The organism is Uliginosibacterium paludis, assembly GCF_039631355.1.
Classification (GTDB): Bacteria; Pseudomonadota; Gammaproteobacteria; order Burkholderiales; family Rhodocyclaceae; genus Uliginosibacterium; species Uliginosibacterium paludis.
In genome coordinates, this window is record NZ_JBDIVF010000015.1 from 1 (window position 1) to 12,564 (window position 12,564).

The 12,564-nt window shown below is 66.9% G+C and carries 11 protein-coding genes; 8 read left to right on the forward strand and 3 right to left on the reverse strand.

Translation table 11 applies throughout. The features are described from left to right. The first annotated feature begins 402 nt into the window (after positions 1-402). Positions 403-1,497 (forward strand): tRNA (uridine(54)-C5)-methyltransferase TrmA, encoded by a 1,095-nt coding sequence (gene trmA, locus ABDB87_RS19315; protein ID WP_345930169.1) that lies wholly within the window; start codon positions 403-405, stop codon positions 1,495-1,497. Positions 1,498-1,567: 70 nt separating this feature from the next. Continuing rightward, entirely contained in the window at positions 1,568-2,560 is a 993-nt protein-coding gene (locus tag ABDB87_RS19320; RefSeq protein ID WP_345930171.1) for a hypothetical protein, read from the forward strand. A gap of 25 nt (positions 2,561-2,585) precedes the next feature. On the opposite strand, the gene ABDB87_RS19325 is transcribed toward ABDB87_RS19320, so the two are convergent. Together ABDB87_RS19325 and ABDB87_RS19330 are read right to left on the reverse strand one after the other, a co-directional pair. Continuing rightward, positions 2,586-3,065 (reverse strand): DUF2846 domain-containing protein, encoded by a 480-nt coding sequence (locus tag ABDB87_RS19325; RefSeq protein ID WP_345930173.1) that lies wholly within the window; start codon positions 3,063-3,065, stop codon positions 2,586-2,588. Positions 3,066-3,223: 158 nt separating this feature from the next. Beyond that, a complete protein-coding gene (locus ABDB87_RS19330; protein ID WP_345930175.1) occupies positions 3,224-5,038 on the reverse strand; it encodes a choice-of-anchor I family protein in 1,815 nt (604 codons plus the stop codon). Positions 5,039-5,263: 225 nt separating this feature from the next. On the opposite strand from ABDB87_RS19330, the gene ABDB87_RS19335 reads away from it, so the two are divergent. Beyond that, positions 5,264-7,321 carry an acid phosphatase gene (locus ABDB87_RS19335; protein ID WP_345930177.1) on the forward strand — a complete coding sequence of 686 codons (2,058 nt, stop codon included), beginning with the start codon at positions 5,264-5,266 and terminating at the stop codon, positions 7,319-7,321. A 61-nt stretch (positions 7,322-7,382) separates the two neighbouring features. Here the strand turns inward: ABDB87_RS19335 and ABDB87_RS19340 are convergent, their stop codons facing one another. Continuing rightward, positions 7,383-8,354 (reverse strand): substrate-binding domain-containing protein, encoded by a 972-nt coding sequence (locus tag ABDB87_RS19340; protein WP_345930178.1) that lies wholly within the window; start codon positions 8,352-8,354, stop codon positions 7,383-7,385. Positions 8,355-8,605: 251 nt separating this feature from the next. Between ABDB87_RS19340 and nifB the strand changes: the two genes are divergently transcribed. From nifB to ABDB87_RS19365, 5 genes are all read left to right on the forward strand, one after another. Continuing rightward, positions 8,606-10,093 carry a nitrogenase cofactor biosynthesis protein NifB gene (nifB, locus tag ABDB87_RS19345; protein ID WP_345930180.1) on the forward strand — a complete coding sequence of 496 codons (1,488 nt, stop codon included), beginning with the start codon at positions 8,606-8,608 and terminating at the stop codon, positions 10,091-10,093. A 148-nt stretch (positions 10,094-10,241) separates the two neighbouring features. Next, positions 10,242-10,514: a 4Fe-4S dicluster domain-containing protein gene (locus ABDB87_RS19350; protein ID WP_345930182.1), complete on the forward strand. Its 273-nt coding sequence runs from the start codon at positions 10,242-10,244 to the stop codon at positions 10,512-10,514. Position 10,515: 1 nt separating this feature from the next. Beyond that, entirely contained in the window at positions 10,516-10,905 is a 390-nt protein-coding gene (locus ABDB87_RS19355; RefSeq protein ID WP_345930184.1) for a thioredoxin domain-containing protein, read from the forward strand. A 16-nt stretch (positions 10,906-10,921) separates the two neighbouring features. After that, on the forward strand, positions 10,922-11,905 hold the full coding sequence (locus ABDB87_RS19360; RefSeq protein WP_345930186.1) for an ADP-ribosylglycohydrolase family protein: 984 nt from the start codon (positions 10,922-10,924) through the stop codon (positions 11,903-11,905). Between the two features lie 76 nt (positions 11,906-11,981). Then, positions 11,982-12,341: a translation initiation factor Sui1 gene (locus ABDB87_RS19365; RefSeq protein ID WP_345930188.1), complete on the forward strand. Its 360-nt coding sequence runs from the start codon at positions 11,982-11,984 to the stop codon at positions 12,339-12,341. The last annotated feature ends 223 nt before the right edge of the window (positions 12,342-12,564 follow it).

Consider the following 12,564-nt stretch of genomic DNA (forward strand, 5'->3'; position numbering starts at 1 on the left):
TGGGTGCTGGGTGCTGGGTGCTGGGTGCTGGGTGCTGGGTGCTGGGTGCTGGGTGCTGGGTGCTGGGTGCTGGGTGCGCAGGATGATGCGTGGTTTTTTGGAGGGAGCCAGAAAGCAAAGCCTATCGCCCGAGAGGCCGGTCGATCGCGCGCTGATCGAAACGAAGCGGATCCTTGCGGCCGCGGGTGACGTCGGTCTGGTACAGCAGGCTGACGGGTTGGCTCATGATGGCCCTCGCTTAACCCGAACGATTCAATCGCGTGCGATACATAATCCATCCGCCTCGGCATGAAGTCAACACGCGCAGGCGGCCCCACCGCGGATCAGGGTCAATCCGTGCGCAGCGGCGTGGCAGCAGGAGTATCCTTGCGCCCTTGTTTTTTGCCGTCCTGCCGACCTGCCATGTTCCAGCCCGTGAATGATCCCCAGGCTTACGAAGCCCAGCTCGCCGTCAAGCTGGCCGGCTTCCGCAAGGATTTCGCCGCGTTCGGCCTGCCCGAGCCTGCGGTGTTCCGCTCGGCACCGGTGCATTACAGGCAGCGGGCCGAATTCCGCATCTGGCATGAGGCCGACGGGATCCATTACGCGATGTTCGATCCGGCCGAGCCCAAGCGCCCGGTGCTGATGGAGACCTTCCCGGTCGCGGCCGAATCGATCTGCGACCTGATGCCTCGCCTCAAGGCCGCCATCACGGCACGGCCGGAGCTCAAGCGGCGGATATTCCAAGTGAATTTTCTCGCCACGCTCTCCGGCGAAATGCTGGTCACCCTGCTCTATCACCGCGCGCTCGACGCCGCCTGGGAGACCGCCGCACGCGAGCTGGCCGCCGAGCTGGGCGTCCTGGTGATCGGTCGTAGCCTCAAGCAGAAGATCGTGCTCGAGCGCGACTGGCTGCTCGAGCGCCTGACCGTCAATGGCCGGCCGCTGAGCTACCAGCAGATCGAGGGCGCGTTCTCGCAGCCCAACGCCGGCATGAACCAGCACATGCTGGGCTGGGCCTGCCGCCAGGCCGAGGAGCTGGGCGGCGACCTGATGGAACTCTATTGCGGCAACGGCAACTTCACCGTGGCGCTGGCGCCGCATTTCGGCCGCGTGCTGGCCACCGAGATGAGCAAGTCCTCGGTGCGAGCCGCGCATCACAACCTGCAGACCAACGACATCGACAACGTGACCATGGTGCGCATGGCGGCCGAGGAAATCAGCGATGCCATGGCCAGGGTGCGGCCCTTCACCCGGCTGAAGGACGTTGATCTCGACAGCTACCGCTTCTCCACCCTCTTCGTCGATCCGCCGCGTGCGGGTCTGGACGACAACACCCTGCAGTTCGCCCGCGGCTTCGACAGCATCCTCTACATCAGCTGCAATCCGCAGACCCTGCGCGACAACGTCGCCGCCCTCATCGATACGCACGAGATCGCCGCCTCGGCGGTGTTCGACCAGTTTCCCTGGACGCACCATCTCGAATGCGGCCTGCTGCTGAACCGCCGCGCGGCCTGAAAGCGCCACCGGCGCAGCCGGGCAGGATGAAGGCATAATCCCTGCATACCGACGATTCAGGGAGCAGCAGATGCAGGGATTGCGCGAGGCACTGGGGCTGGCATGCCTGCTGTGCGTGCTCGCCGCCTGCAGCCCCTTCAGCTCCGAGCCCTATACCACCAGCACCGAACCGGCCGCACTGATGGCGCTGGTGCGCCCCGGCTGGCAGGCCGCCGGGCCCGAGTCCATGATCCTGCGCACCCTGCGCGGGGCGGACGCCTCGGCACCGGCCGAAACCGAGCGGCGCAGCCTCCAGCCGGTGCTGATCGCCCCGCTCTCCACCACCCGGCTGCTGCTGATCGTGGCCGGCACCCCGGCCGATGCCGGTGGCAGCCGCGAGACGGGCAGCAGCACGCCCGCCAGCCTCGACGCCTACTGGTTCGGCAAGCGCGGCAATCGCTGGTACCGCATCGGCGAGCATGAGGACTTCACCCGCACCGGCGCCAACGGTCTGCCCGGCGAGCTCCGCACGACCGCGCTGGACGCGCGCCGCAAGGCGCTGGTGATCGAGAACGGCAGTTGCCGGCTCGGCCGCTGCGCACGCTGGCTCAACCTGTTCGCGATCGGCATTGCCGACATGCAGCCCCTGCTGCCCAACGGCGAGCCGGTGCAACTTGGCGCCGAAACCGACTCGCCCGGCGAGCGCTGCCGCGCCATGCTCAGGATGCGTCCGGGCAGTCACGGCCGCATGGCGCTGGACGAGTTCTCGCCGCGGGCAGGCTGCCATGCCATCACCGGCCGCTGGTATCTGGAGTCGCGCAACGACGCACCGGACCGGCTGACGATCAATCTCTCCGGCACGCGGGTCACCGCGCGGCGGGTCGTGGTCGAGCCCGATGAAGAGGAAGTGGATCGCCGCATCGAGGAAGCCATCGCACGAGGCGGCGAATGCTGTGCCCCTCCGCCGCCCGTGCGCGAGGAATATCTGGCCACCGTAAACACGGTGAATTCACAGATCGTCTATCGCTATGCCGACGGACACTACGAAGCCCTCAGCGGCAGCTTCCCGCTGCCGGCGCTCTGAGCGGCGGGTGGGCCCCGGCCCAGGGTCAGAAGTTCAGGCCGTACTTGCGGGGCAGCACCAGACTGCATTCGGTGCGGATCGAGTTCTCGCCTTCGAGCTGGTGGATGGGCAGCAGCTCGGGTTTGCCGATCGCCATGCTGAGCCCGATGTTGAGCTGCAGGAAGCTCGTGCTGCCGCCTTCGAGCATCAGCTCGATCGCGCCCTCTTCCACGTTCGAGGCGCGCAGCCGGTGCACACCGGGCGGCAGCTCGAGCGCCATGTAGGTGTAGCCTGCCAGCGTGCCGACCTCTTCATCGTCGACCTTGAGCATCACCGGGAAATCCTTGCCATGCCGGGTATTGCGATAGACGTACACGCGCGCCACGCCGGGCTTGCGCACGAAGCGCTTGGTCATCTCGTCGGCCGACATCGTGCCGCGCACCGGTGGCGGCAGCTGCGGCGCCATGCTGCATGCAGCCAGCATCACGATCATTCCGAGCAGCAGCCCGAGGCCCGTCTTGCGCATGAGTGTCCTTTCCAGAAAGCGCCACGTCAGGACGACGCGGCTTTACATCTTCTTGCAAGTGCCGCGACAGGGCAAGCCTTGCGGGCCGGGCGGCGCGCCATGAAAAAGGGCGCCCGGCCCGCACCGGACGCCCTGCTCTGCCTTGAACCGCCGCCGGCTCAGTAGGCCAGATTGATCTGATACACCGCCGTCGTGCCGCTGGTTTCGTTGCCCACGATCAGCAGCGGCCTGCCATTGGGTGAATCCGCCGCGCGGATGATGGCGAGGCCTTCGGGACCGTTGTCACCCGAAGTCCCGCTGCGGGTGTTGAGATAGCTCACGAAGACCGGTGCCGCGGGCTTGCTGATGTCATACACCATCACACCGCCGATGCGCTCCAGCCCGATGAAGGCATAGGTCTTCGTGCCGAAGGCGGCAAGTACCACGCCTTCAGGCTCCGGGCCTTTGGCCGGGCTGCGCGAATCCAGCGTGTTGTTGTCGTTGCTGGCGTTGAAGTTCGCTTCGCTCAGCGCAGCCGTCTTCTGCTCGAACTGGTCACCGGAATCGAAGACCTGGCTGGCGTCGGTTTTCCAGATCGAGAAAGACCGCCCGCCGAAGGCATACAGCGCGCTGCACACGCCGCTCGCATCCTTGCCGAGGTCGGCGCTGCCGCCGTTGTAGTTCGCGGTGACTTTCAGCCGGCCGAGATTGCTGTCCTTCACATCGTTGGCGGAGTCGGAGGACAAGGCCGACGACAGGCCGCCGCTGCACCAGCTCCGCACCCGGACTTCTTCGGCAAAGCCGGTGTAGTCACGCGCATCCCCTTCATTGGCCGTCACCAGATAGGTCACGCCATCGACCACATAGCTCGCGATGGCGTCCGGCATGTACATGCCTTTCACCGGCACCGTGCGGATCTTCACTGCGGGCGTGCCGCTGTTGGTGTTCGTGCCGCCGTCCTCATCGCTCACGTCCATGCCGTAGCCGGCGAGGCTGTGATCCTTGAGACCCAGCGAACGGATCGCGGTGATGGTCTTCGTGGCGAGATCAAGCTCGGCAATCGCATTGTTTTCCTGCAGCGTGATCCAGGCCTTGCTGCTGTCGGCCGCCACGGTGATGTACTCCGGTTCCAGATCCTGGGCCACCGTCGCGTTCGGTCCGAAGATGCGCACGCCGGCCGCACGCAGCGTATCGATCTGGCTGTTGAAGCCGGTGAAGCCGGCGTCGGTCACGCTCAGGCTGACACTGCTCACCGAGGCCCCCAGTGTGCCCAGGCTGATCACGCTGACCGAGCCCTCGGGGTCGACCGAGTCGCTCTGGCCATAGCTGTTCGGCTCACCCTCGTTGGCCACCAGCAGCGTCTTGCCGTCCGGCGTGAAGGTGAGCATGTCGGGCAGCGCGCCGACGGTGGCGGTGCCGAGCGTGACGAGGTCGCTCGCACGCAGCAGCGCCACGATGCCCGGCGAGGTTTTCGGCGAAGCCTCGATGGCGAGCGCCACCACGCCGTTCTTCACTGCCACGCTGTTGGCGCCGCCCAGACCGCTGCCGAAGCGGCTGGTTGCGATCGAGCTCACCAGGGTCGGGTTGGCCGGGTCCGCAAGGTTCAGCACATCGACCGTGCCGAGCGCGCCATTGATGACGAAAAGTCGCTTGCTCAGCGGATCGAAGGCCGTGATCTCAGCCGAACTCGCCCCGCCGCTGTGGGTGTAGCCGCCGATCTTCGCGAGGCTCAGACTCACCGGCGTCGCTTCGCTGCTGGCGGCGCTGGATGCACTGGAAGCCGCCATACTGCTGGCGGCAGAAGCGGCACTGGCCGAGCTGCCCGTGCTGCTCATGGCACTTGAAGCCACGCTGGAAGCGCTGGCAGATGAAGCCAGGCTGGAGGCGGCGGACGACATTCCGGCAGGCGACGGATCGCTGCCGTCGCTGCCACCACATGCCGACAGAATACCCGCCACCACGAGGCACAGCCCCCATCCGCCGTGCCTGCTCACTGCCCGCCCTGCAACCATCGCCTCTCCCCTCATCGCATCCGCAAATCCGCGAAGCATGGTCGGATGCGATTGCGGCAGTACTGCAGTCGCATGACAGGAACATGACAGGCGCTGTCACGAAAACTTAACGCACCCGCAACCCCCTTTTTATTCGGGCTGTAACACGAACAAGGGAGGATCCACGCATTTCAGACAGCCCGTAGGGGCACTCAACAGGAGCAGGTAATGAACGCAGCTTTTGTCTTCCGTCGCCGCGCAGCCGTCCTCGCGGTTCTGGCCGCACTGGGCCTGGTGGCCTGCGGTGGTGGCAGCGACGCGAGTGATAACGGCAACACCGGCAGCAGCGCATCGAGCTCGAGCAATGCTTCGAGCTCGGCCGCCTCGTCGTCTGCCGCCAGCAGCGCATCCAGCAGCGCCGGAACCATCGTGGTGCCAGCCGAACCGGCCGGCCTCGGCAGCGTCGAAGCGGCCGATGCGCCGACCGGCGTGCTCGCCTATGTGGATACCGGAGCGACCAACCAGCGCAATGACGCATGCATGGTCACCCTCGACACCAACGCCGGCGTGCGCGTGCTCAAGGGCTTCCTCGATCTGTGGACGCCGAGCAGCCTGAAGGTGGATGCCGGCGTGACGCTCGCCGCCAACGGCAGCTGCCCCGCCGTGACCGCCTCCACCTGGACCGGCATCCCCGGTGACAGCACAGATGGCACCGTCGTCAACGCCGCGCTGCATGCCGCCAACATCGACTATGTGAAGAACGCAACCAAGAACCGAAGCAGCGCCCAGGCACTGGCGGCCTACATGGATGACCGCCGCAGCAAGGGTTTTTCGGTGTCCGACGGCATGGGCCCGCTGACCAGCATCTGGCGCACCGGCACCGGCCAGACCAGCACCATCGCCGCGGTCGATCCGGCGACGGCGGTCACGGCCGTGTCGGACGGCGGCAACAACCTCGGCTCGACCAGCGCGGCACTCGGTCAGGCCGTGAGCTTCATCGACAGCGGCAACATCACTGACGGTTCGGGTGAGCCCGCGAAGCGCTTCTACAAGTACGCCCGTCCGTGGCGCTGGAGCAGCGACGTGGTGGTGGTGCCCGCGCTCGAATCCGCGAAGAGCAGCACACCTGCTACCGACGGCGGCTTCCCCTCGGGCCACACCGCCGAAGCCTGGCGTGATGTGCTGCCGATGGCCTATCTGTTCCCGCAGCGCTATCAGGAGCTGATCTCGCGGGCGATGGAAATGGGCGAGAACCGCATCCTCGCCGGCATGCACTCGCCGCTGGACGTGATGGGCGGGCGCGTGCAGGCCACGGCCGTGGTGGCCTACAGCCTGAACAAGACGACGATGGACAAGGCCGCCACCTACAAGCTGGTGCAGGACTACCTGATGGCCCAGACCGGCACGAGTGACTTCAACGCGCTGCTCGCCAAGGCCCGCACCGCGACGACCACCGACACCAGCAGCGTCAATTACGACCGCTTCTCCGACTACGCCACCAACAAGGCGAACTACACCAGGCGCCTGACCTACAACCTGCCGGTGATTGCCGCCAACGCAGGCAAGGCGGCCACGGTGCCGAAGGGCGCGGAAATCCTGCTCGAAACCCGTCTGCCCTACCTGACGGCCGCGCAGCGCCGCGTGGTGCTGAAGACCACCGAAATCGACTCCGGCTACGCGCTGGCGAACGACGAGGAAGGCTGGGGCCGCCTGAACCTGTTTGCAGCAGCGGATGGTTACGGCGCGTTCAACGGCGACGTGGCGGTGACGATGGATGCCGCTGCTGGCGGCTTCAGCGCCCGCGACACCTGGCGCAATGACATCGCCGGCAAGGGCAAGCTCAGCAAGCTCGGCAGCGGCATGCTGCGCCTGGCAGGCAGCAACAGCTACAGCGGCGGCACGGTGCTCACCGCCGGCACGCTGGCGGCAGATTCGGTCAGCGCCTTCGGCAGTGGTGATCTGTTCATGAAGGGTGGCGTGCTCGAGTGCGCGGCGCCGGGTCAGATCTCGGTCGGCGGGGCTTACACCCAGACCGCCGGCACGCTGAAACTGGTGATGAGCTCGGCCAGCAATGGCTCGCTGAAGGTCAGCGGCAACGCGGTGATTGCCGGCGGCGATCTGGCGGTGAGCTTCTCCGGCTACACGCCGGCGGTGGGCAGCACGCTGACCGTGCTGACGGCAGGTGCCCTCAGCGGCAAGTTTGCGAACGTGAGTGTGGCGGGTTTCAGCAAGCTCACCACCACCTACACCGCCACCGGTGTGCAGATCCGTCTCGACGCGATCTGATCTCCGAGCACTGTGAGGGTCTTGCCCGTCCGGCTTCCGGACGGGCTTTTTTTCGGGGCTCTCAGCGCGGCGAGGCGAGATAGGGCGCGAGGGATTCGCGCATGGTCGCCGACTGCAGCTGGGTGGCATCGACGAAGAACACGCCGGTATCGGTGCGCCCGGCAGCTTCTGGCGCCCCGCGAGCCGATACCGCGCTCCAGGCCCGCATCACGCCTTCATAGCCCATGCGCTCGGGGCGCTGCACCAGCAAGGCATCCACATCGCCGGCGCCTACCGAATCGAGCAGGGCCCGGTTGATGTCAAACCCGACCAGGCGGACTTTTCCGGCAAGACCGGTCTTCCGCATTGCGGCCAGTGCCGAGGAGGTCGTCGACTCGTTCGGCGCGAAGAGCCCGGCGAGCGTCGGCGCATGCCGCAGCGTTTCCTCGGCACGCGTGCGCGCTTCACCGACCCGCGTGCCCAGCTCGGTTTCGAAGATGATCCGCAAACCGCGCCGGGTGGCCGCCTCGACAAAACCCGCCTCACGCGCATCGGTGGACACCACGCCCTTCTGCAGACGCAGCAGTCCGACCGCTGCGCCGGCGGGCAGCAGCGAGGCCATCCGATCACCGGCCATTACGCCGGCATGGAAGTTGTCGGTCGCCACCACCGCAACCACCTCTGCCCCCTCGTAAGTACGGTCGATATGCACGGTGGGTATGCCGCGCTTGCGCAGCCGGCTGACGTCCTCGTTGAGCCCGGGCGAAGCCGGCGCCAGCACCAGCGCGGCACAGCCCTTCTTCTCGATCACGTCGATCACCGCACGCTGGGCCTCCGGCGTGTTGTCTTCCGCCGGGCCGCGGAAATAGATCTCGACACCGAGCGTCTTGCCCGCGCGGCGCGCGCCGCTCTCGACCTCGCGCCAGAAAGCGTGGCCGCTGCCCGCGGGAATCACGCCGACGCAGGGCTGCGCGGCGCGAGCATCCGGCAACCCGCCCGAAATCAGGCACAGGGCAAGCAGGGTACGGGCAAGCGTTCTCGGGTCCTTCCTCATCGGCGCCTCCGGGGCTGACTGTGTCATGAGCATGGCAATCCGCAACGCTAGCGCAAGACAGCCCACCCGTGGGGGCTGGGCGGCAAGGGAAACTCCTCATCAAGCCTCTGTGCCCTTCCCCACACAAATCGCTGTCATCAAGCCGACACTGGCCTGCCCGCCCGTAGCCCGCGCCTTGCCAGAGCGGCCTGCTGCGCGTCGGGCACGGCCTTTGCTGAATCACTCCAGAACGAATCCTCCGGGAGCCCGGCATGGCCCAGATCGACCTTGGTACTCCGCTGACCGCCTCCGGCTGCAGCAGCAGCCGCTGCGGCTCATCCGCCGCGCAGATGAACCTGCTCGCCGCGGACATCCAGAAGAAAGTGCAGGATCACCCCTGCTATTCCGAGCAGGCCCACCATCACTACGCCCGCATGCATGTGGCGGTGGCGCCGGCCTGCAACATCCAGTGCAACTACTGCAACCGCAAGTACGACTGCTCCAACGAATCCCGCCCGGGTGTGGTGTCCGAAGTGCTCACCCCGGCACAGGCGGTGAAAAAGACGCTGGCGGTGGCGGCGGCGATTCCGCAGATGAGCGTGCTGGGCATTGCCGGGCCGGGTGATGCACTGGCCAACCCGGCGCGCACCTTCAGCGTGTTCCGCGAGTTGCAGCAGCGCGCACCGGACCTCAAGCTCTGCCTCTCCACCAACGGCCTGATGCTTCCGGAATATGTCGAACAGATCGCTGCAGCCAATGTGGATCATGTAACGATCACCATCAACTGCCTGGATCCGGATATCGGCGCCAGGATCTATCCGTGGATCTTCTGGGACCACCGCCGCATCCGTGGCCGCGAAGCCGCGGAAATCCTCATCGCGCAGCAGCAGAAGGGGCTGGAAATGCTGGTCGCCCGCGGCATCCTGGTGAAGGTGAACTCGGTGATGATTCCCGGCATCAACGACGAACACCTGAAGGAAGTCTCACGCGTGGTGCGGGCGAAAGGCGCTTTCCTGCACAACGTGATGCCGCTGATCTCAGACCCGGCCCACGGCACCTTCTTCGGGCTTGCGGGCCAGCGCGGCCCGAGCAGCGAAGAACTGCAGGCCCTGCAGGACGCCTGCGCGGGTGACATGAACATGATGCGCCACTGCCGCCAGTGCCGGGCCGATGCCGTCGGCATGCTGGGCGAGGACCGCGGCGACGAATTCTCGATGGAGAAGGTGGAAGCCATGGAAATCGACGAAGCCGCTGCCATGGCCCGTCGCGTGGCACTGCGCGCACAGATCAACGCCGATCTCGAAGCACGCCGTCATGCCGCCCACACGCCGGTGAGCAGCCAGGTGATCGCCTTCCACAAGCCCGCCGCAGGCCGGCCGGTAAAGATCGCGGTGGCCAGCACCGGACAGAACCTCATCAACCAGCACTTCGGCCATGCACGCGAGTTCCTGGTCTATGAAGCGAGCAGCAGCGGCGTGCGCTTCATCGGCACGCGGCGCGGCGCACAGTACTGCAGCGGCGAGAGCGAATGCGGCGACACTGACAGCACGCTGGATCGCAACATCGCCGCACTATCGGACTGCGAGGTGCTGCTCTGCTCGCGCATCGGTCATGAGCCCTGGAGCAAGCTCGAAGCCGCCGGCATCCAGCCCGATGTGTCGCACGCCCTGGAGCCCATCGAAGCCGCGGCCGCCGCGGTGTGGCAGGACCTGCTCAAGGCCGGCAAGCTCGACCGGCCGGCGGCCCCGATGCGGGCGTGAGGCGGCCGCCTTCGGCGGTGTGCTGGGTGCTGGGGGGCTGGCGCGACAGGCAAGCCCTTTTGTGCCGAGACTCGCGAGCTGCGCGTTGCCAGGCACGGCGCAAACCGGGCGCCACACCCGGTCCTGTTTGCCCGGAATGGAGGTTTGAATGGCCCTGGAGATCATCGAGAGCTGCGTCAGTTGCCAGGCCTGCCTGCCCTGGTGCCCGAATGACGCCATCATCGACACGCACCCCCACTTCCTGATCGATGCTTCGCGCTGCACCGAGTGCATCGAAGCCTTTGCCACGCCGCAATGCGTGGCGATCTGCCCGGTTGAAGGCGCGATCATCGACGAGCTGGGCGCACCGCTCAATCCACCCGGCTCGCTGACCGGCATCCTGCCCGTGGCTTTCCTGGCGGCCTCGCGCCCGGAGGCCTGAGATGGCCACCCTGCATTTCTGGCACAAGCCCGGCTGCAGTACCAACGCCCGCCAGATCGAAGCGCTGCGCGCCGCCGGCCATGTCGTCCATCCGCACAATCTGCTGACCGAGCCCTGGACGGCGCAACGCCTGCTGGATTTCTTCATCGACCTGCCGATAGAACAGTGGTTCAACCCGGCCGCCCCCGTGATCCGCTCGGGCGAACTGTCGCCGGCCCTCCTTGACTCCGGCAGCGCCCTGCGCACACTGATCGCCGAACCGCTGCTGATCCGCCGCCCGCTGATCGAGGGTGAAGGGCTGCGCGTCGCCGGATTCGATGCCGCCCGCCTCGGGCTGGCCGATGATCCGGGAAGCGGCTGCTCAGGCAGCCCCGATATCTGCCAGCCCTGACTTCAAGGAGCGCAGCATGCTCGTGACCGCCCGCCCTTTCCTGCAGTGGTTCTCGACCAGCCTGGTCGGCGCGACCAGTCATCCGGCCCGCATCGCGCTGCGCCGGCATGCCCGCGGTGCCATGCTCGGTCTGGCGCTGGGCGATGCACTGGGCGCCACGGTGGAATTCATGACGCCCTCCGAAATCCTGCGCGTGCATGGCCGGCATGACCGCATCCGGGGCGGCGGCTGGCTGCGTCTGCCGAGTGGCCAGGTGACCGATGACACCACCATGGCCTTCGCCCTGGCCGATGCCTGGCTGCTGCGGCCGCATGCGCCCTCGGCCGAGGACTACGCTGCGGCCTTCGACACCTGGATGCGCGGCAAGCCGGTGGATATCGGGCACACGGTGCGGCGCGGCATCCTGCGCTTCCGCCAGACCGGGGAAGCCTGCATGCCGCCCTCGGAAGACGCCGGCAACGGTGCGACCATGCGCTGCGCGCCGACCGCGCTGATCCTGCTCGGCGCCCCGGCCGATACGCTGGCGCGCGCCACCCTCGCGCAGGCCCGCGTCACCCACAACAACCCGCTGACCGACGCCGCCACGCTCACCGTGGTGAACATGATCCAGGCCGGTCTGCGCGCAGCCGATACGCCCGGCCAGGGCATCCGCGCCGTGATGGCGCAGGCCCACCTGCTGGCGCGCGAATTCCCGCTCTTCCGTTTTCGCGGCCGCCGCGCGCTCAATCCCTCGGGCTATGTCGTCGACACCCTGCGCGCCGTGCTGCAGGCGATCGACCTCAATGACAGTTTCGAGTCCGCCCTGCTGCAGGTCGTCAATTGCGGCGGCGACGCCGATACCACCGGCGCCATCACCGGCATGATCATGGGCGCGCTGGTGGGCGAACAGGGTCTGCCGGAGCGCTGGCTCAAGGCGCTGGACGGATCGATCCACCGCCGCTGCATCGATCTGGCCGACGGCCTGATCGAACGCTCGCCCGCCTGGCAACTGCAGCACTGAGCCCGCGCCCACGCTGGGCGTGCAGGGTCCGCCTGCGCAGCGTAGAGTCGCGCCTTCAGGTTTTCCGGAAGCCGACATGAACATGAAATCCCGCAGCAGCGGCCTCGTCTACTCCACCGAACTGGGCCGCACCTGCCCCGACTGCCGCCAGCCGATCAATGCCTGCACCTGCAAGCAAGCCGCCATGCCCACGGGAGACGGCATCGTGCGCGTGTCGCGCGAGACCAAGGGCCGCGGCGGCAAATGCGTGACGGTGGTCAAAGGCGTGCTGCTCGACGCCACCGCCCTCGCAGCGCTGGGCAAGAAACTCAAGACCGCCTGCGGCACCGGCGGCACCACCCGCGACGGCCTCATCGAAATCCAGGGCGACCACTGCGAGCTCGTCATCACCCGGCTCAAGGCAGAGGGCTTTAACGTGAAGCGCGCGGGGGGCTGAGGAAACGCGCGGAGCCGCCGAGGCGTGCCCCTCAGCTTCCGGGTGACACCATGCCTCCGATTAACGGCATCAGTTACTGCACGAACGAATGCTTCAACGCCCTGTCGCAAAAAACAGTGCGGTAGCATCTGTGCGGCCCGGTGCATCCCGTTTGTCATGATCAGATGGCGCCGTAAGAATCGACCCGCCGCGCCCCGATGCCCGCAACGCCATGTACCTGATC